The 20,136-nt window shown below is 40.8% G+C and carries 19 protein-coding genes and 1 rRNA gene (1 of these 20 only partly in view); 3 read left to right on the top strand and 17 right to left on the bottom strand.

Annotation, left to right across the window (positions count from 1 at the left end; genetic code table 11):
* Nucleotides 1-21 precede the first annotated feature (21 nt).
* From NQ508_RS05110 to NQ508_RS05035, 16 genes are all read right to left on the bottom strand, one after another.
* The gene (locus NQ508_RS05110) at nt 22-1,629 is read right to left on the bottom strand and encodes an MBL fold metallo-hydrolase RNA specificity domain-containing protein (protein WP_006427095.1); all 1,608 of its coding nucleotides are present in this window, start codon (nt 1,627-1,629) and stop codon (nt 22-24) included.
* A 38-nt stretch (nt 1,630-1,667) separates the two neighbouring features.
* On the bottom strand, nt 1,668-2,408 hold the full coding sequence (gene sigE, locus NQ508_RS05105; protein ID WP_006427096.1) for an RNA polymerase sporulation sigma factor SigE: 741 nt from the start codon (nt 2,406-2,408) through the stop codon (nt 1,668-1,670).
* Nucleotides 2,374-3,204 (bottom strand): sigma-E processing peptidase SpoIIGA, encoded by an 831-nt coding sequence (locus NQ508_RS05100; RefSeq protein WP_044919799.1) that lies wholly within the window; start codon nt 3,202-3,204, stop codon nt 2,374-2,376. The genes sigE and NQ508_RS05100 overlap by 35 nt, the downstream gene beginning before the upstream one ends.
* Before the next feature lie 249 nt (nt 3,205-3,453).
* Nucleotides 3,454-4,737, bottom strand: a complete 1,284-nt coding sequence (ftsZ, locus tag NQ508_RS05095) for a cell division protein FtsZ (RefSeq protein WP_044919801.1) — start codon at nt 4,735-4,737, stop codon at nt 3,454-3,456.
* A 137-nt stretch (nt 4,738-4,874) separates the two neighbouring features.
* Entirely contained in the window at nt 4,875-5,651 is a 777-nt protein-coding gene (locus NQ508_RS05090; RefSeq protein ID WP_259829025.1) for a cell division protein FtsQ/DivIB, read from the bottom strand.
* A 47-nt stretch (nt 5,652-5,698) separates the two neighbouring features.
* Nucleotides 5,699-6,781 (bottom strand): FtsW/RodA/SpoVE family cell cycle protein, encoded by a 1,083-nt coding sequence (locus NQ508_RS05085; RefSeq protein WP_022414996.1) that lies wholly within the window; start codon nt 6,779-6,781, stop codon nt 5,699-5,701.
* 12 nt (nt 6,782-6,793) lie between these two features.
* Nucleotides 6,794-8,149, bottom strand: coding sequence for a UDP-N-acetylmuramoyl-L-alanine--D-glutamate ligase (gene murD / locus NQ508_RS05080; RefSeq protein WP_006427102.1), 1,356 nt, complete (start codon nt 8,147-8,149; stop codon nt 6,794-6,796).
* Nucleotides 8,150-8,158: 9 nt separating this feature from the next.
* Nucleotides 8,159-9,115, bottom strand: a complete 957-nt coding sequence (gene mraY, locus NQ508_RS05075; RefSeq protein ID WP_006427103.1) for a phospho-N-acetylmuramoyl-pentapeptide-transferase — start codon at nt 9,113-9,115, stop codon at nt 8,159-8,161.
* A gap of 65 nt (nt 9,116-9,180) precedes the next feature.
* A complete protein-coding gene (locus tag NQ508_RS05070; RefSeq protein ID WP_044919803.1) occupies nt 9,181-10,905 on the bottom strand; it encodes a peptidoglycan D,D-transpeptidase FtsI family protein in 1,725 nt (574 codons plus the stop codon).
* Between the two features lie 68 nt (nt 10,906-10,973).
* Nucleotides 10,974-12,854, bottom strand: a complete 1,881-nt coding sequence (locus NQ508_RS05065) for a peptidoglycan D,D-transpeptidase FtsI family protein (protein WP_006427105.1) — start codon at nt 12,852-12,854, stop codon at nt 10,974-10,976.
* Between the two features lie 8 nt (nt 12,855-12,862).
* Complete coding sequence (locus NQ508_RS05060) at nt 12,863-13,414, bottom strand: hypothetical protein (protein ID WP_006427106.1); 552 nt, start codon at nt 13,412-13,414, stop codon at nt 12,863-12,865.
* 43 nt (nt 13,415-13,457) lie between these two features.
* Nucleotides 13,458-14,393 (bottom strand): 16S rRNA (cytosine(1402)-N(4))-methyltransferase RsmH, encoded by a 936-nt coding sequence (gene rsmH, locus NQ508_RS05055; protein ID WP_006427107.1) that lies wholly within the window; start codon nt 14,391-14,393, stop codon nt 13,458-13,460.
* An 11-nt stretch (nt 14,394-14,404) separates the two neighbouring features.
* Nucleotides 14,405-14,845, bottom strand: coding sequence for a division/cell wall cluster transcriptional repressor MraZ (mraZ, locus tag NQ508_RS05050; protein WP_006427108.1), 441 nt, complete (start codon nt 14,843-14,845; stop codon nt 14,405-14,407).
* 250 nt (nt 14,846-15,095) lie between these two features.
* Nucleotides 15,096-15,353: a hypothetical protein gene (locus tag NQ508_RS05045; protein WP_006427110.1), complete on the bottom strand. Its 258-nt coding sequence runs from the start codon at nt 15,351-15,353 to the stop codon at nt 15,096-15,098.
* Between the two features lie 53 nt (nt 15,354-15,406).
* Nucleotides 15,407-16,246 (bottom strand): DegV family protein, encoded by an 840-nt coding sequence (locus NQ508_RS05040; RefSeq protein ID WP_006427111.1) that lies wholly within the window; start codon nt 16,244-16,246, stop codon nt 15,407-15,409.
* Nucleotides 16,247-16,388: 142 nt separating this feature from the next.
* Nucleotides 16,389-17,573: an FtsW/RodA/SpoVE family cell cycle protein gene (locus NQ508_RS05035; protein WP_006427112.1), complete on the bottom strand. Its 1,185-nt coding sequence runs from the start codon at nt 17,571-17,573 to the stop codon at nt 16,389-16,391.
* Nucleotides 17,574-17,697: 124 nt separating this feature from the next.
* Here NQ508_RS05035 and NQ508_RS14120 point away from each other — a divergent pair, with 124 nt between their 5' ends.
* Genes NQ508_RS14120 through NQ508_RS05020 form a run of 3 tightly spaced genes read left to right on the top strand, consistent with a single transcriptional unit; the run spans nt 17,698 to nt 18,869 of the window.
* Nucleotides 17,698-17,988, top strand: coding sequence for a spore coat associated protein CotJA (locus NQ508_RS14120; protein ID WP_022414989.1), 291 nt, complete (start codon nt 17,698-17,700; stop codon nt 17,986-17,988).
* A complete protein-coding gene (locus NQ508_RS05025) occupies nt 17,985-18,254 on the top strand; it encodes a spore coat protein CotJB (protein ID WP_022414988.1) in 270 nt (89 codons plus the stop codon). Before NQ508_RS14120 ends, NQ508_RS05025 begins: the two co-directional genes overlap by 4 nt.
* 3 nt (nt 18,255-18,257) lie before the next feature.
* The gene (locus NQ508_RS05020; protein WP_006427114.1) at nt 18,258-18,869 is read left to right on the top strand and encodes a manganese catalase family protein; all 612 of its coding nucleotides are present in this window, start codon (nt 18,258-18,260) and stop codon (nt 18,867-18,869) included.
* A 262-nt stretch (nt 18,870-19,131) separates the two neighbouring features.
* Here NQ508_RS05020 and NQ508_RS05015 read toward each other — a convergent pair.
* Nucleotides 19,132-20,136 (bottom strand): 23S ribosomal RNA (locus tag NQ508_RS05015); it runs 1,888 nt beyond the window's last position.

Genomic DNA, 20,136 nt, shown 5'->3' with positions numbered 1-20,136 from the left:
TGACATCCGGTCTGACGTTGGTTATCTGTCCCATTTGTCTGCCAGATTTTGGATCTGTGTTTCAAATTTTGCCATATCTTTATTGGCAATTCCTTCGTTCTTATATACTACATTTAACAGACGTTTGGCTGCTGCCACCAGACGGTTAAATGCAGATGCACTTTTAATCTTATTCGGCTTTTCTTCTGCCTTCTTCGGAATCTTCTGACCAATGGTAATGATCTCATTTGTCGCAAGATCTACGGAACCTCCGGAATACGGTGCAAATGCCGGGCAGCCAAATTGCTCTTCTACAAGCGCAGCAAAATGATCCGTCACTGTATCCTCACCATGTACAACCATCACACGGTCCGGTACCTTTTCAAATCCTGCGAGCCAGTCTAACAGTCCATTCATATCTGCATGTCCGCTGATTCCCCTTAACACTTCTATCTTTGCGTTGACCGTGATGTTCTCACCAAATAATTTCACACTCTGTGCACCTTCGATCAGCTTTCTTCCAAGCGTTCCCACTGCCTGATATCCAACAAAACAGATGGTACATTCCGGCCGCCACAGATTATGTTTCAAGTGATGCCTGATACGTCCGGCCTCACACATACCGGATGCAGACAGGATTACTTTAGGTTTCGTATCAAAATTAATCTGTCTGGATTCATCACTGGTAATCGTTGTCTTGAGTCCTTGGAACAACAGTGGGTTAATTCCCTGATTGACAAGCGCCATTGCGTCTTCATCAAAGCATCCTTTGACATTTTTATTAAACACATTGGTCGCTTCAATTGCCAGCGGACTGTCTACATACACTTCAAATCCCGGGAATTCCGGAAGCAGATTCTTTTCTTTTATCTCTCTGATAAAATACAGGATTTCCTGCGTACGTCCTACCGCAAACGATGGGATTACTACATTGCCTCCTTTTTGGAATGTTTCCCGTAAAATTCTTGTAAATTCGCCGACATAATCCGGAATATCCTCTCCATGTGTCCGGTCTCCATATGTAGATTCGATCACTACATAATCTGCTTCTTTTACCAGCTGCGGATCTTTGATGATCGGTTGATTCTTGTTACCCACATCTCCGGAAAATACGATCTTTTTAGAAACTTCTCCTTCTGTTACCCACACTTCAATACTTGCGGATCCCAGAAGATGCCCTACATCATTAAATCTGACTTCTATTCCGTCACACAATGTAATTTTCTGACCGTAATCCACAGGTGCCAGAAGCTTGGTCGCCGCATCTGCATCTGCAACCGTATAAATCGGTTCGTATTCCGGTTCCCCGCTTCGTCTTGCCTTCCGGTTTCTCCATTCCGCCTCAAATTCCTGAATATGGGCACTGTCACGCAACATGATATCGCACAAATCTGCCGTTGCAAATGTTGTAATGATCTCTCCGGAAAATCCCTTTTTAACCAATAACGGAATATTTCCCGAATGATCGATATGTGCATGTGTCAGAAGAATGTAATCTACCTCTCCCGGTGTAACAGGAAGTTCCTGATTCTCATAAAGATCCGGTCCTTGTTCCATTCCACAGTCAATCAGAATATTCTTTCCACACGCTTCAAGAAGATGGCAGCTTCCAGTCACTTCATGGGCTGCTCCAAAAAAGCTAAGTCTCATATGACCAACCCCTTTTTTCTTTTTATTGTATCATATTTTCATGAATACTTCACCATCTCCCGACGCAATCTTTGCATAATCTTTTTCTCCAGTCTGGATATATAGGACTGGGAAATCCCCAGCATATCCGCTACTTCTTTCTGAGTCTTTTCTTCTCCATCCTCCGTTCCAAGTCCAAATCTCATTCTTATGATCATCTGCTCTCTTCCAGACAGACGTCCAATAGCTCTGATGAGCACCTTCTTTTCTGCTTCATTCTCTAAATCCTTATAAATCGCATCTTCTTCCGTCCCCAGGATATCTGATAACAACAGCTCATTACCATCCCAGTCTACATTCAGCGGTTCATCTATCGATACTTCCATTCTCGTTTTATTATTTCTCCGCAAATACATTAATATCTCATTTTCAATACATCTGGATGCATAGGTTGCAAGTTTGATATTTTTATCAGGATTAAATGTATTAATTGCTTTTATAAGACCAATCGTTCCTATGGATATCAGATCCTCTACCCCCACTCCTGTATTGTCAAATTTCTTTGCTATATATACCACCAGGCGCAAATTATGTTCAATCAGTATTTTCCTTGCATTTTCATCTTTTTCTGTCCCAAGGTCTTTGATTGCTTTCTTTTCTGCCGCCGCCTCTAAAGGTGCAGGCAGAATATCCGATCCGCCTATGTAATGAATGTCTTTTCTGTCCACAAAAAAGAGTGTCTTCAAATCCGGAATTACTTTCAATTTAAACTGATGTGGAACTGCTACTTTTATCACCATTTTTCTTTCCTCCTGCCAATATATCTGGATTTATGATCATCTGATAATTTTCTGACCCTAATTCTTCTTCACATACCGCCACTAATGGATGTTCTACATTTATCCTGTATCCATCCCGTATGATCTGTATCTTATCCATGCGAAATGCAGGCATAACTCCCTCTTTTTTCCCGATGGAATGATATGGAATATATCTGAATCGTTCCGGTTGCTTTCCTTCTGTCAATCTCTTTACAGATGCCTGATCCATAACACTGACCGGATCTTTACTCACTGTATCCTTCAATGTATTTCCTGTATCTATAAGGGCTCTCAGTCTGCAATTTCGTTCTCCGAAAAACACCACCACTTCACAGTAACGATTTCCTTTCTCCGAAAACAATAAAATGATCTTCCAGATTCCCAACACCACATAATAACTGATGACTGCCAATGCAAAGAATACACTTCCCTGCCGCAGATACTGTCCCGCAAACTGTAATACTCCCCCTAAAAGAAAAGACTCTATATATAAAATTACCCATCCTCTGAACAATTCCCGGCCCCATTTTAATCCCAGACCGGTTCTTAGCATCAATACATTAATGACGCCATGAAATACTATAAATTTCGCCCAAGTTGTCTTACACGGCCATATCACAACAACACAGGTCAATACTGCTCCCAGTACGCCTCCCGCTATTATGCGGCCATATCTCACCGGACGTGCCAATGCCTTCTTTAGTAAAGCCAAAAGAATTGTATCCATCGTAAAGTTCATCAAAAAGAACACATCTACATATAATTCATAGTACACATCAGGCCTTCTTTCTCTTTCCGTGCACAGAAATAGATTTGTTGTTTCAAACAAGTATCATTATATAGATTTTATAGAAAGGATTTTGTCATATGATGTATGATATGCCGGTTTTCGTTCGACTGCTTTCGTAAACAAAAGAACATTTAAGAAAGAAAAGAAGAAAAAAAGAAAGAACTGTGCACACTTCAAATTCATGTGCATCAGTTCTTCTGTCTTTTTTAAGTAATATAACTCTTTATGTGATTGTTATTTTTTAAAGAAATCTGGAATTTTGATTGACTGCTCTTTCACTTTACTTGCCGGTGTTCTTGGTGTATCCAATGTAGGAGTTGTTCCACCAATCGGTCTTCTTGCAGTTGTTCCAGCATTTTCTCTCTGTGTTGTTGTTCCAAAATCAAGTCTTGGTGAAACCGGACGTTCAGCCTGCTGTGTACGTACAGTCTGCTGCTGCGTATACATCGTATTATTCTGACGTGTCGGTCTTTCATATGCGGATGCATGTCCCTGCTGACCATGTGGCATAGCCGAAGATCTGCCCTGATTCTCCAGTCTTGATTTTAACTTTGAAGCACTTCCTCCAACATTGTGAAGTCCTGTAGCAATTACAGTGATTGTTGCTTCATCTGCTCTGGAATCATCGTACATAGCACCAAAGATGATATTTGCATCTTCTCCTGCAAGTTCCTGTACATATTCTGCCGCATCAGCTGCATCCATAAGTGTGATATCTCCGGATACATTGATGATAACATGTGAGGCTCCTGCAATCGTTGTCTCCAGAAGAGGACTGGCAACCGCCTGTTTCACAGCCTCCAGAGCCTTATCATCACCGCGTCCCTGACCGATACCGATATGGGCAATACCTTTATCTGTCATAACAGTCTGTACATCTGCGAAGTCAAGGTTGATCAGTGAAGGTACATTAATCAGGTCTGTGATTCCCTGAATACCCTGCTGTAATACTTCGTCAGCTTTCTTTAAAGCTTCCGGCATTGTTGTGCGTCTGTCAACAATCTCCAGCAGTTTATCATTTGGAATTACGATCAGTGTATCCACACTTTCTTTTAATTTTTCAATTCCCGCAAGGGCATTGTTCATACGTGTCTTAGACTCAAAACGGAACGGTTTTGTTACAACACCTACGGTTAATGCTCCCTGTTCTTTTGCAATACGTGCAATCACTGGTGTAGCACCTGTTCCGGTACCACCGCCCATACCGCATGTTACGAATACCATGTCGGCACCTTTCAGTGCTGCTGATATTTCTTCTGCACTTTCTTCTGCTGCTTTCTCACCGATCTCCGGTCTTGCACCGGCTCCCAGACCTTTGGTAATCTTATCACCGATCTGCATCAGTGTCGGAGCTTTACACAGCTGAAGTGCCTGTTTATCTGTATTGACCGCTATAAATTCAACACCGGCAATCTGCTCATCAATCATTCGGTTTACCGCGTTATTACCGCCTCCACCTACTCCAACAACAATAATCTTTGCCGCTGCTTCTGATTCGTTTGTTTTAATTTCTAGCAAGGGTTTCTCCTCCTTTGTTATCCTTATTATATATTATACATCCCATTGATAGAGCAAGTGAGATGAACTCAGTTTGCTATATATAGTATATAATATAGACTTTCGTATAAAATATCAATAGAATTTCTCTAATTTTCTTAATTTTCTTGTGAAATATCTTCCATTTCAAATGTAATCGTAGTGTTATTCTCAGAATACGACTCCAAATGCAAAATTCCCGTTTTATCTCCCAGCTTTTTTAAGATTGGTCTGATCTGAGCGATCTGTTCTGCGGATACTTGATTTCCAAGGCATGCTCTTACGTTTCCAAAATCCATATAGATCTGCTGATCCTTTACATATATCTTTTCCGGGTATATTCCATACCTCTGGCTTTCCCCACATGCTTCTACTATTTCGGAAAATTTCGTCTGATTTGTCGTTTTAATCTGGCTGTACAGTTTATTTTTCTTTATTTTTAATCCACTGACAACCGGTATCTTTCTGTCTTTCACTTCAGTTTCATTTACTACAAGCTCAGTTTGATCAAAATAACTGTATTTTTTTCCCGATTTCACACAGCCTACCCTTGTCTTTTCTTTTACGGTAATTTTTAGTGTCCATGGATTTTTCATACTGACTTTCAATGTATCCAGGCACTCCGGCTTCTTTCCTTGGCCCAACGAATACTTTGCCAGTACATACAGGGAATTCTTCGACAGTTTATCATTCTGTACACATTCAACTATTTCCTGACTGTCACAGTATTCATTACCGCTTACTTCCACTTCCTGAATATAGAATAGCAAAACAGTTCCAAGGATTATAATGGCAGCCGCCAATATCAAAACAATCAAGGCATATGCATGATGTTTTTTCTTTTTATCTTTTCTTTTCTTTTTTGTACCTTCTCTTTTCTGATTCTGGTTTCCCATATATCATTCATACTTCCTTTCATTCTTGTGTCTCATCCACATGTATATTATTTTACCAAAGATGACACATTCAGCACAAGCCCCATTTCAAAAAGCAGGAACATAACCGAAGTTCCTCCATAACTGATAAACGGAAGTGTTATTCCTGTATTCGGGATCGTATTCGTCACCACCGCAATGTTCAGGATTACCTGTATCATCATATGTGCCATTGCCCCGGATGCAATCAATGCACCCTCCAGATCCGGTGCATGTGAAGCTATCACAAAAAAACGCCAGATTAAGATTAAAAATAATAATAATACAAAAGATGCACCTACCAGACCTAATTCCTCACATATGATAGAAAAAATCATATCATTCTGGGCTTCCGGCACAAATCCCAATTTCTGAATACTGCTTCCAAATCCTTTTCCAAACAATCCTCCCGAACCAATTGCATACAGACCTTGCAATGTCTGATAACCCTTTTCATAATTTTCCGGATGCCGCCATATCTGCAGACGTTCCAGACGATAACTTTCCATTGCAAGAAATATTCCCATAAATGCACAGCCAAGAAATATCATCCATGCAAACTGACCATATTTTGGGCTTGCAACAAATACCAATACTACGGCTATTCCAAGAATAATGATTGCTGTACTTAGATTACTTGCCCCTACCAGTCCTACAACCGGCAGAACACTTACAACTATTTTACAGACCGTTGTAAATTTCCCCATGCTTTTTACATTTCGCATAATCACGTACGTCAAAAACAATATAACCGCAACTTTTGCAAATTCCGACGGTTGAAAAGAAAACGGACCCAAAGATAACCATCTTTTGGATCCGTTATATTCATCACCAATCAGAAGAACCGCAATACCCAGCAGAACAGATACCAGATACCCCGGTACTGACCATTTTTTCCAGACATGATAATCCACTCTGGCGATGATCCACATACCTGCTATTCCAAGAAGCGTTGCAAATATCTGTTTTTTCAGATAGTAAAACGAATCCTGAAATTTGAGTTTCCCATTATATGCACTTGTGCTGTAAAGAATCACAAGCCCTGTTACAATAATAATCCCCAGTACGATGACCAGAGCATAATCATACGCTCTTTGTTTCGATCGTTCCAAGCCATCCACTCCTTATAAGGAATTTACAATTTCTTTGAACTTCTCTCCACGTACTTCATAACTCGGGAACATATCCCAGCTTGCACATGCAGGTGAAAGCAGAACTGCCTCTCCTGACTCTGCAATTTTTGCTGCAGTAAGAACTGCTTCCTCAAATGAATCTACAAACATATAGTCTTTAAATCCACATTTTTCTGCATCTGCTGCTATCTTCTCTTTTGTATCCCCAAGAAGGATCAGTTTTTTTACTTTACCGTCAAAACTGTTAATCCATTCTGTATACTCAGATCCTTTATCATATCCTCCACCGATCAATACTGTCGGGCGCTTCATTGCCTGAATTCCCTTGATCGCCGCATCCGGATTTGTTCCCTTTGAATCATTGTAATATGTAACACCTTTTTTCTCTGTTACATATTCAATACGATGCTCTACTCCTTTAAATGCCTTGACGCTTTCACGTATCACATCTACCGGCACTCCATAAACTGCTGCCATTGCACATGCTGCCATAACATTCTCATGATTATGCGTTCCCAGGATCTGCAATTCATCCACATGACAGATTGTTTCTTTTACTCCGCCATAATTGTAAATAATATTGCCTTCCTCGAGATAGATTCCCTCTTCTAGTTTACGCTGACTGCTGAAATATAGAACATTTGCTTTGATTTCTTCTCCAAATTCTCTTGTAAGCCTGTCCTCATAATTTAAAATGCAATAATCATCTTCTGTCTGATTCTTTGCAATATTTTTCTTTGCATTGACATATGCTTCCATCGTATGATGGCGATTCAGATGATCCGGTGTGAAATTCAGGATTGCACTTACTCTCGGTCTGAAATCCACAATGCTCTCCAGCTGGAAACTGCTCATCTCGGCAACTGTGATTGTATTGTCTGTCATCTTCTCAACTGCTGTTGTATATGGTGTTCCAATATTTCCCACAACAAAGACATCTTCCTGATAGTTCTTCATAATCTCTCCCAGAAGTGTCGTTGTGGTTGTTTTACCATTTGTACCGGTAATTGCAAGGACATCACCTTTACCGAACTGATATGCAAGCTCGACTTCTCCAATTACCGTAATTCCCTGCTCACGCATTTTTTCAATCACAGGAAGATCCGTCGGCACACCCGGACTTAATACTGTCATATCAAGATTTTCCAGAACTTCTTCCGGGAAATCTCCGATCACGATCTTGGCACTGCTGTCTTCTCCAAGTTGTTTTTTTATCTTTTCCTCTGTCAGTTTCTGGTTTCCATCGTACATTATTACTTCTGCACCATGTCTTTCAAGAATCTGTCCTGCTCCGATTCCACTGATTCCAAGACCAAACACAAGTACTTTCTTACCTTTTACTTCCATGATATCCTCCTACATAGCCATCAGAGCGATCAGACATAAGATTGCTGTAATAATAGAAAATACTGCAACAACTCTCGTCTCTGACCATCCGCACAGCTCAAAATGATGATGTATCGGCGCCATTTTGAATATTCTCTTACCGCCGGTCTTTTTAAAATATGTTACCTGGATCATAACCGATAATACTTCTATCAGATAGATAAATCCAACAATGATAATAAAGATTGGCATCTGAAGCATGTATGCCGCTGAAGCAACAAATCCTCCAAGTGCCAGCGAACCTGTATCTCCCATAAATACACTGGCCGGATATACATTAAACAGCAGGAACCCAAGAAGTGCTCCTACAACCGCACAGGTAATTGGCTCAATTCCACTTTTGGTACCGATCGCAACCACCGTGAAAAATGTTGCTACAAGTACGGTAACACTTGATGCCAGACCATCCAGACCATCTGTAAAGTTTACACCGTTAACAGTTCCAATTACAACAAAGAACATCAATGGAATCGCAACCCATCCGATATCCAGATATTTTCCACCTGTAAATGGAATCAGCATCGTAAGCGAAACTCCTGCAAATTTAACCATATAAAATGCAAAGATCGCAGTCACTACGATTTGAAGAGCCATCTTCTGCTTTGGATATAAGCCGTCAGAACGTTTCATCACAACTTTCAGATAATCATCCAGGAATCCGATCAGTCCAAAACCAAGTGTCAGAAACAGAATCGGAATAATCTTTGGATAACGACCAATATAAATAACTGAAGTAATCACAACAGCCAGCAGGATCATTACTCCTCCCATTGTCGGAGTTCCCGTCTTCTTAAGATGAGACTGTACACCGTCCTCTCTCTCCGTCTGGTCCATCTTCAGTCTTCTAAGTACTGGTATTACAAGAGGACCAAGAATCACACTTAATACAAATGAAATCAATACTGGAATAAACACTTTATAATCCATAATCCACCTCTTTAATTCTTTTGTTATTCAGTTAATCTCTAACTTTACCTAGTATACTGCATTTCCTACTGTTTTTCAATGCCAAGATACGGCAATATATTTTCAAAAATTTTTCCGATCACCGGTGCCGCAATGGTTCCTCCGTAATAGACTCCCTGTGGATTATATATTACACACATTCCAAGGATCTGCGGATCATCTGCCGGTGCAAATCCTACAAAAGATGATATATATTTGTTGGCACTTCTCGGAAGTGTCTGGGAAGTTGCCGTCTTTCCCCCGATCCTGTATCCTTCTACATATGCATTCTTTCCGGACCCTTCTGCCACTACACTCTCCAGAAGTTCCCGCATTGTCTGTGATGTTTTTTCAGACACAATATGCTTTTTTGCATTATATCGAAATGTTTTCACTTTTTTTCCTTCCGCACTCAATACTTCCATTCCAAAATGCGGAGTCACCCTTCTTCCTCCATTAACCAGTGCACTCACCGTCGTTGCAAGCTGGATCGGTGTAATCTGAAATGACTGTCCGAAACTGATCGTCGCAAGTTCAACCTGCCCTACATTTTCTTTTTTATGCATAATCGTTCCTGCTTCTCCAGGTATATCTACCCCGGTCAGATCCATCAGCCCAAACTGTCTGAAATAATCAAAAAAACGATCCACTCCTATCTTTAATCCTACTTCAATAAATACCGGATTACATGAATTTTGTATCCCCTGTACAAAATTTTCCGCCCCATGTCCCCCAACTTTATGGCAGCGGATCCGCCTGTCTTCCACAACTTTATACCCCGGACAGCTAAACTGATCTGTAAGATGCACTGCTCCTTCTTCCAGTCCTGCCGATGCCGTAATAATTTTAAATGTACTTCCCGGTTCATAGGTATCATTAATACAGCCATTTCTCCACATCTGATTTAATGCATCCTGTCTCTGTTCATCCGTCAGGTTTTCACCTGTCTCTTCATTATTCAGCATAAACGGCTGATTCAGATCAAATTCCGGAACGTTCACCATTGCATAGATTTCTCCGTTCTGTGGATTCATAAGTATAATTCCCACTTTGTCAGCCTGCTTCTCCGTTCTCACTTTTTCAGCCATCTGTAGTGCATACTTCTGCATCGTATAATCCAGGCTGATCCTCAACGTATTTCCTGCTTCCGGTTCCAGTCTGTCCTCTGCCACACCATCCAGTTCAATCCCCCTGGCATCCGTTGTTGTCAGAATCTTTCCGTTTATCCCCTTCAGGTACTTTTCATATTTTACTTCCAGTCCTACAATTCCCTGATTATCCCCTCCTGTAAATCCCAGCACCTTAGATGCCAGCTCATTATACGGATAATAACGTTTAAAGTCCTCGTCTACCTTCACACCGGCCAGGCCAAGATTTCTGATTTTGTCTCCTGTTCTTTTATCTACATTGGACCGGATCCTTTCTATCGATGAAATCTTTTCTACTTTTTTTCTAACCTGGTCTGCATCCATTTCCAGAAACTCTGACAATTTTTCGATTACTTTTTCAGGATTTTCAATCTGGCTGTGGATCACAGAAATCGTACATACCGTCCGATTGGTTGCAAGTACGGTTCCATTTCTGTCAATGATCTCACCTCTTGCTGCCTTAATATCCCGTTCCCTTTCATGCAGATCTTCTGCTTTCTGCTGATAGTACTCTGCATCAAATACCATCAGATATACCAGTCTTCCGATCAGATACAGAATCAGGATAAACGCCGCCAGAAAAACAACCAGAATTTTCTTTTTATGAAACGTTTTATTTTTCATAACAAAAATCCCCATAAAAATTTTCATAATAATATATGAAAACTTTTATGGGGTTATGAACATATAACTTACTGTTGTGCTGTCTGAGTCGTCTGTGTATCTGTATTGGAAGCACTATCCGTTTTCTTCTCTATACCAAGATACGGGAAAATATCAGTCATGATCTGTGACGCAAGCTGTGTTGCATACCCACTGTTAGCCTGAACAGCCGAATTCGGCTCGTCAATAACTACATACACCATAACCTGCGGATTCTCCTGTGGTGCATATCCGATAAATGAAACCAGGTATTTTCCATTACCACGAGGAAGTTTTTCGGCCGTACCGGTCTTACCGCCAACTGCATATCCTTCTACTGCGGCACTTGCTCCGGTTCCTTCTTCTACTACACCCAGCATATAATCTTTGATAATATCACTTGTTTCTTTTGAAATCGTCTTCTTTACCAGTACTGGATCCTTATTTTCTGTAACGTTTCCATTATCATCCTGAATCTGTTTTACTACATGTGGTTCATAATAGTTACCACCATTGATCAGAGAAGAGAATGACGCCGCCATCTGAGTCATCGTGACATTAAAGTTCTGACCAAATGCGTTCGTCGCAAGACTGGCCGGATCCATCGTCGCCGGTGTATATAACAGCCCGCTGGTTTCTCCTTCTCCTGGCAGATCGATTCCTGTATATTCGCCAAATCCGAACAGCCTCTGATATCTGCAGAATTCCTCGGTTCCTATACTTGCACCAATCTGCATTAACGCCACATTACATGAATTTTCCAGAGCCTGCTTCAAAGTCTCCGGTCCATGTCCGGAACGGTTGCTGCAATGAATATCATGATCTCCGACGTGCATGACACCGCCACAGACATAATTTTCATTTCCTGTAAGAACCCCCGTCTCAAGTCCCGCGGAAATTGTAAATGGTTTGAATGTCGAACCCGGCTCATACGTATTGCTGACACAATAGTTATTCCAGAGATCATTCAGTGTATCCAGTTTTTCCTGATCCGTCATTTTCTTCAGCTGTTCTTCTGTATAATATTTTGTCAGATCTCTCGGATTGTTCAGATCGTAATTCGGATATGATGCTTCCGCCAGTATCTCACCATTCTGGGGATTCATAACGATCACACCGGTATTCTTACTTCCTTCACCCTGTGTTGCTTCATTTTTATGCTCTTCATTAAATTCAAGTATATGTTGTTCTACAATACTCTGAAGCTGAAGGTCGATCGTTGAGACAACCGTACTTCCATTATCTGGTTCTTTTACCGTTCTTTCATATCCCGAATCTTCATCCAGATATCCATACTCTCTTCCATCCGTACCATTTAAAATCGAATTATAAGAAGCCTCTATTCCGTTGCTTCCTACATTTCCATTTGTTGTAAATCCGATCACGTCACTTGCCAGTGTCTTATATGGATATTTTCTCGTATAATCTTCTTCCATCCAGACTCCCTGTACGTTAGGATTTTTATCAGTGTCAGATGTAATCTTCTCAAACTTCTGATATGCTTCGTAATTTACTCCCTTTTTCAGTACAAGATATCTGCTGTTCGGATTCTTTTTGATCTGCTTTCTTACATCTTTTTTCTTTAAATCAAAACATTTTGATAAGGCTTTTATCGTCGGATTGATATACTTTTTATTACTGGTAATTGTCTTGGCATCTACTACTACATTATATACTCTTTCGCTCGTTGCAAGTTTTGTGCCATTTCTGTCTACGATATCTCCACGCTTAAATGGAATCGTACGATTATTATACTGCTGCTGATCTAATACAACCTTCGTATATTTTTCGCCCTTCGAAGCATTAATATACGTAATCCACCCTATCAAGAAAACAAAAGCTAGTATAATCGCTCCAAAGAGCATTACTAGCTTTTTCTGCATAAGGCCTGAAATTTTTTTCTTAAAGAAATTTGTCTTCTTTCTTGCCATAATCCCACCTATTTCTTATTCTTGTCTGACTGAGCAAGCACACCATTTTCCGGGATATTCTCATACTGTTTCACATAATCAGACGCCGGATTATCATATTCCACGATCTGATCTGGTGTGGCATATGTCATTCCCAACTGATTAATTGCTTTTTCTCGGATCTCATCCAGATTTACGGAATCTACGACCGCATTATACTTTGTCGTATTCTCCTCTTTCAGATCTGCAAGCTCTTCCTGCAATGCAGTTACATTCTTTGAATGCTTTGTTAATTCAGACTGTAATCGTACATAATTAACGCACAATAGCAACACAATTGTTGCTGCAATTGTAAGGAACACTACGTACGCTGCATTCATATGAAGTGCACGATTTCTATTTTTCTGTACCTGTCTGCTTACTTTTTTTCTTCTTTTTACGGATGATCGGTTCTTTTTTGGTTCATATTCCGGTTTTGCAACTACATTGCCATACATATAAGCCTGTCCCGCTTTCGAACGCGCAGAACTATATCCGCCGGACTGGCGTCTATCGCTTGCATAACTTTCTCTTGCTGCCATTTACGCCACTCCTTTCTAATTGTTCATATATCCTGTCCTATCTCTAACGGCGCTCAAATATTCTGAGCTTTGCACTTTTAGAACGGCTGTTATATTCTAATTCTTCCTCACTTGGAAGAATCGGCTTTCTGGTAACAACACACCCTTTGGAAACTTTTCCACATACGCACACAGGAAAATCCGGAGGGCACGTACATGGATTTTCATTTTTCTTAAATGCACTCTTTACAATCCGGTCTTCCAGCGAATGGAATGTGATAATACACAACCTTCCACCAGGGTTCAATATTTCAATCATGTCATCCAGAGAATTTTTTAATACGTCCAATTCCCTGTTTAATTCAATTCGAATAGCCTGGAACGTCCTTTTTGCAGGATGCCCAGACTTTTTCTGATATTTCATTGGTATCGAGGCTCTGATAATCTCTGTCAACTGCCCCGTAGTCTCGATAGGATTTGTACCACGTGCTGCTACGATATGTTTGGCAATGTTCTTTGCAAACTTATCCTCCCCGTAGTCCCTGATCACACGGTATAAATCCATCTCAGAGTAGTCATTGACGATGTCTCTGGCTGTCATCTTCTGACGTCTGTCCATTCTCATATCCAGAGGTGCATCTTCACGATAAGAAAATCCTCGTTCTGCCGTATCTAACTGATAAGATGATACGCCCAGATCAAGAACAATTCCATCGACCTTGTCAATTCCCAGTTCATGAAGCTTTGACTTCATATCACAATAATTGCTTCGGATTATTGTGACTTTCTCCCCGAAGTCTTTTAATCGGACACTGGCAGCTTCTATTGCCGCCTCATCCTGGTCTATTCCTATAATACTCCCTTTTTCACCAAGGCGTCTGCATACTTCATATGCATGTCCGCCTCCACCAAGCGTTCCATCTACATAGATGCCATCCGGCTTGATGTTTAATCCTTCAATTGTCTCATTCAGTAATACTGATTTGTGTTCGAATCCCATATCTTCTCCCTCTAGATACTGAATCCGCTTTCTTCCATATCAGATGCAATATCTTCAATGTTAAGTTCCACTTCAGCATTCTTTTCATCCCATCTTGCCTTATCCCAGATCTCAGCACGCTTCCCCATGCCTATGAATACAACTTCCTTATCCAGATGTGCAAATGTACGAAGTACAGAAGGGATTAGAGTTCTGCCTTGCTTATCAAGGTCACCGTCCGCTGCGCTTCCCTGAAAGAAATACGCAAACGCACGTGCTTTTTTATCAGTGGTGGTTGGTAATGCGTTAAGTTTTTCTTCAAAAGCGGTCCATTCTGCTTCCGGGTATACATACAGACAATTCTCCATTCCCTTCGTAATGACGAAATGCTCCCCTAAATCGTCACGAAACTTAGCCGGAATGATCAGACGCCCTTTGGCATCAATATTATGACTGTACTCTCCTTTCAACATAGGACTCTCCTTTTTCCAATGGTATAACACCGGACTTTGCTTTCAGAGCTACGTTTTTAGCTTTCATCCTGCAGCATCCACTTTTCTACCACTTTGTTCCACTTTTCACCACTTTCTACCACTTGAACCCATTGTAAACTACTTTTTTGCTGTTTTCAACCCTTTTTAAGAAATTAAGATAATTTTAAGGCAAAAAAATAGTGAACAGAAAATGCTTCTGTTCACTTATTCTTTCTAGATTTATTTTATACTATTCAGCTGTTGTGTCACTATTTCCAGCTAATGACTGGCTCAAAGTTGTCATTGCCGAATAATCAACCGTTACCTTTTCCGTCGGCTTTTTCGACTCATATATATTATGTACAGAATAGCCTGCACATCCGATCAAAGCAACTGCTATTACACATACTGCACATCTTCTGATAATGTTCTGAACCTTTTCTTTCTTCATGTTCTTTTTACGGTTTTTCTTTTCATCTTTATATCTGTCTACTTTAGCCTGGCTCATAGTTTTTTGCTCCTTTTCCAATCAATGTATTCATTCTATCATATCTGATAAAATTATACAACTACAATCACTCCGCCATCAGCCGCATACATACTACTGATTCCTGCCGTATCCAGAATAATAACATCTTTAAACGATGCACGTTCAAGAAGCATATCTCTTACAGCCTTTGCTCTTTCCTCACAATTGCAATGTGAAATTGCTAAAATCTTTTCCTGTGTATTCTTCATATTGGCTGCTACTTCATCCACCATCTTAGCCAGTCCCTTTTTTATTCCTCTTGCCTGCGAAAGCTGCTGTATACTGCCTTCCGGAGTTGAACCCATAACCGGTTTAATATTAAGTGCCGTTGCGACAACAGCCTTTAGTCCTTTCAATCTTCCATTTTTCTTAAGCGTATCAAGTGTTTCCAGTACAAAATATGTGTGTTGCTCTTCAATATAAGATTCAACTGTTTCGATCACTTCCTGAAAACTCATGCCCTTTTCTTCACATTCTGCTATCTTCAGACCGATCAATGTCTCACCTACGGATGCCGATCTTGAATTAAACACGTAAATGTCTTTCTCTCCATACTCTTCTTCATACAGATTCTTTCCTAAAACAGCACTATTATATGATCCACTAAGTTCTGCCGACAATGTCACTGCATATACATGTTCCGCATCACAATGATATTCTTCCATATATCTTTCCGGTGACGGACATGATGATTTCGGACATTCACCCGATGCTTTTACTCTTCTTAAAAAGTCCGCCTGGTCAAAACTCTCATCATCAACAATATGATGTCCATCTACATCGATCTGCAGAGACGCCGTCTCAAAATGGCCCGACTTCTTCATTTCTTCTGTTAATTCTCCACAACTATCTATGATAACTTTGTAACTCATGTTCTTCCTCCTAATGTGACCTTACATGAGTGTTTTATATAATTGATACAAAAACTCTTTTTCGGTCGCTTATTTCTATTAGAAGTAGTTTTAAATACTACATTATTCATCATAGCATATTTACACAAGAAAAGAAAGTCTTTTATTCCGCAATTTTTATCCTTGCTGAAACCCCCAGTGCCAGTCCCATCTCAGCCATCAAAAACAACACCGAAGTTCCTCCGTAACTGATAAACGGAAGTGTAATTCCCGTTGTCGGGATACAGTTAATTACTACCATTACATTTAATATTACCTGCAATGCAATATGTGCAAATATTCCGGTTACGATCAATGATCCGTAAAGATCCGGCGCATTCTGTGCAATAAACAAAAGTCTGTACAATAACATACCGAACAATATCAGAACCATAATTGCACCAAACACTCCAAGTTCCTCACATATAATAGAAAGGATCATATCATTCTGTACTTCCGGAATGATCATTTTCTGTGCACTGTTTCCTAGACCTTTACCAAAAAAGCCACCAGATCCTATCGCATACAATGCCTGCATGATCTGATATCCACCTTCCGACGCATATTTTTCCGGATTCAGCCATACAAGAATACGGCGCAGACGGAAGCTTCCGCTCGTTTCCATCATTGTTCCCAGAATTCTTGCACCGGCAATCGCAAGAACAATTCCCACACCTGCTATGCCGACAAATATCTTCGTCTTCGGATGTACTACAAATATCGTGATACAGGTTATTCCCATCACGATAATCGCTGTACTCAAATTGTCTGTGATCAGATAAACAACTGCCGCCGAAAATCCTCCCCATGCCAGTACTCTTATTACTCCCCTCCAGGGTTTAATCTCCTTACCCATCGTACAGATCAGTGCCGGAATAAATAATATAACAGCAATTTTGGCTATTTCTGCAGGTTGAAGCTGCTGTCCAAATGGAAGTTTGATCCACCTTTTTGCGCCATTTACTTCCTTTCCCAGTGGTGTCTTTACTAAAAACATCATAAAAATAGAAAAGAAATAAAATAACTTCGATTTATTTATGTACCAATGGTAGTCAATCTTACTTACCAGCCACATTCCTATAAAACCAACAATGCAAAATAATAATTGTCTTTTAAAATAAAACAGACTGTCCCCATTCTGTTTCATCATTGCGCTATAAGAACTTGTACTATATAGCATAACCAATCCAAAACATACAAGACAAATCAGTATTGCCAGCAGACTATAATCAAAGTAAACAATTCCACTCCTTTTCTTTTTCCTTGTCATTTTCACATTTTTGTGCTCTTTATTAACTTCTTTTACCATATTTCTACTCTCCAATCGTATCTATTATACTCAGATACGTTCTTAAAAACAACTGTCTGATTCACAACTTTCATTAATTTTCATACAATATTATTGCATAACATTAACGAAAGGAGTATTTTAAATGCCAAATTATCGTTATAATACACCTGATTATATGCGCCAGAACAATTCTAACGGATGTCATGTAGGCGGGAGCCGAACAATGCCGGCTTCTGTATCGCCATCCACTCCTTCCAGATCGTGCTGCAATATTCATGAACACGACAAATTAAGCGGGCTCCCAATTGCTATGGCCTATGTTCCGTGGCAGGAATGGCGTTCTCTTTATGAAGTCGAAAAAGGATTCCGATGTGGAACTATTTTTGCGGAATTAAATCTCCCATTCTGTTGGAAAGGTGGTGCGGCCAGATGAACGAAAACCGACCTTGTAAAAAAGAGCTCCTGGAATGGATAAATATTGTCAGTTTTGCTGTAGACGATGTAAAATTATTTCTCGACACTCACCCAAATTGTACCGAAGCACTGGAATTTTTTGATGAATTTAAAAAGCAACGCGTGCAGGCCTTAAAAGAATATGCCAAATATTACGGTCCTCTCACGCTTGATACGGCAACTACACAGATGGATTATTGGAAATGGATTAATGATCCATGGCCATGGCAGGAAGGGGGATGCTAATTTATGTGGAATTATGAGAAACGATTACAATATCCTGTTAAGATTACTCAGACTAACCCGAAAATTGCCCAGATTATCCTTACTCAATTCGGTGGACCAGATGGAGAACTCGCTGCATCTATGAGATATCTGGCCCAGAGATATACTATGCCTTATAAGGAAGTTACCGGAATTCTTACGGATATAGGCACCGAAGAACTGGCTCACCTTGAAATCATCTGTGCCATTGTGCATCAGCTTACCCGTAATCTTACACCAGAACAAATTGAAAAATCCGGCTTCGACAAATATTATGTAGACCACACACTCGCACTCTGGCCTCAGGCTGCCAGCGGAACTCCTTGGAGTGCTACAACATTCCAGTCCAAAGGTGATCCGATTACAGATCTGCATGAAGATATGGCTGCAGAACAAAAAGCCCGCACTACGTATGATAATATTCTGCGTCTGGTAAAAGATCCTGAAGTCTGCGATCCAATCCGCTTCCTCCGTGAACGTGAAATTGTTCATTATCAGCGTTTCGGTGAAAGTCTGAGAATTGTTCAAGATAAACTTGACAGTAAGAACTTCTACGCATTCAATCCTGAATTCGATCGTAAGCCTTGCTGTAACTAAGTCTGCTATATCCAAAACTTGCCATCGGCAACTTTTCTTGTATACTTTGGTATCTAAAGAAGCAATCAACATGTGGCTATTGTTGATTGCTTCTTACTACTTGACTAAAAAAAGAAAATTATAAATCTTAATATTATTTTAATTCATAAATTATATTTATATAACAAAAAACAACCAACATATCGTTGATTGTTTCTTATCTTTCATATACTTTCAAAACTACATACAAGAAATATTTCTTTCATCCTACCTATCACCTTGCTTGGTCATGCCCTCGACCGATTAGTATCAGTCAGCTCCATGTGTTACCACACTTCCACCTCTGACCTATCTACCTCGTCGTCTTCAAGGGGTCTTACTACTTACGTAGGGATATCTCATCTTGAGGGGGGCTTCACGCTTAGATGCCTTCAGCGTTTATCCCGTCCCGGCTTGGCTACTCTGCCATGCATTTGGTATGCAACAGATACACCAGCGGCCAGTCCATCCCGGTCCTCTCGTACTAAGGACAGCTCCTCTCAAATATCCTACGCCCACGCCGGATAGGGACCGAACTGTCTCACGACGTTCTGAACCCAGCTCGCGTACCGCTTTAATGGGCGAACAGCCCAACCCTTGGGACCTACTTCAGCCCCAGGATGCGATGAGCCGACATCGAGGTGCCAAACCACTCCGTCGATGTGAACTCTTGGGAGTGATAAGCCTGTTATCCCCAGGGTAGCTTTTATCCGTTGAGCGATGGCAATCCCACTTTATACCACCGGATCACTAAGTCCTACTTTCGTACCTGCTCCACCCGTCGGTGTCGCAGTCAAGCTCCCTTCTGCCTTTGCACTCTTCGAATGGTTTCCGTCCATTCTGAGGGAACCTTTGAGCGCCTCCGATACCCTTTCGGAGGCGACCGCCCCAGTCAAACTCCCCACCTGACATTGTCCCCCGACCAGTTCATGGTCGCTGGTTAGAAATCCAATACTGCAAGGGTGGTATCCCAACAGCGGCTCCGTGACAACTGGCGTTATCACTTCCTAGCCTCCCACCTATCCTGTACATGCAATACCGAATCCCAGTATCAAGCTGGAGTAAAGCTCCATGGGGTCTTTCCGTCCTGGCGCAGGTAACCAGCATCTTCACTGGTATTTCAATTTCACCGGGTGCATTGTTGAGACAGTGCCCAAATCATTACGCCTTTCGTGCGGGTCGGAACTTACCCGACAAGGAATTTCGCTACCTTAGGACCGTTATAGTTACGGCCGCCGTTTACTGGGGC

It is taken from the genome of Dorea longicatena (assembly GCF_025150085.1).
Classification (GTDB): Bacteria; Bacillota; Clostridia; order Lachnospirales; family Lachnospiraceae; genus Dorea_A; species Dorea_A longicatena.
Note: the sequence above shows the minus strand (reverse complement) of the source record. Positions and strands in the feature narration are given on the sequence as shown.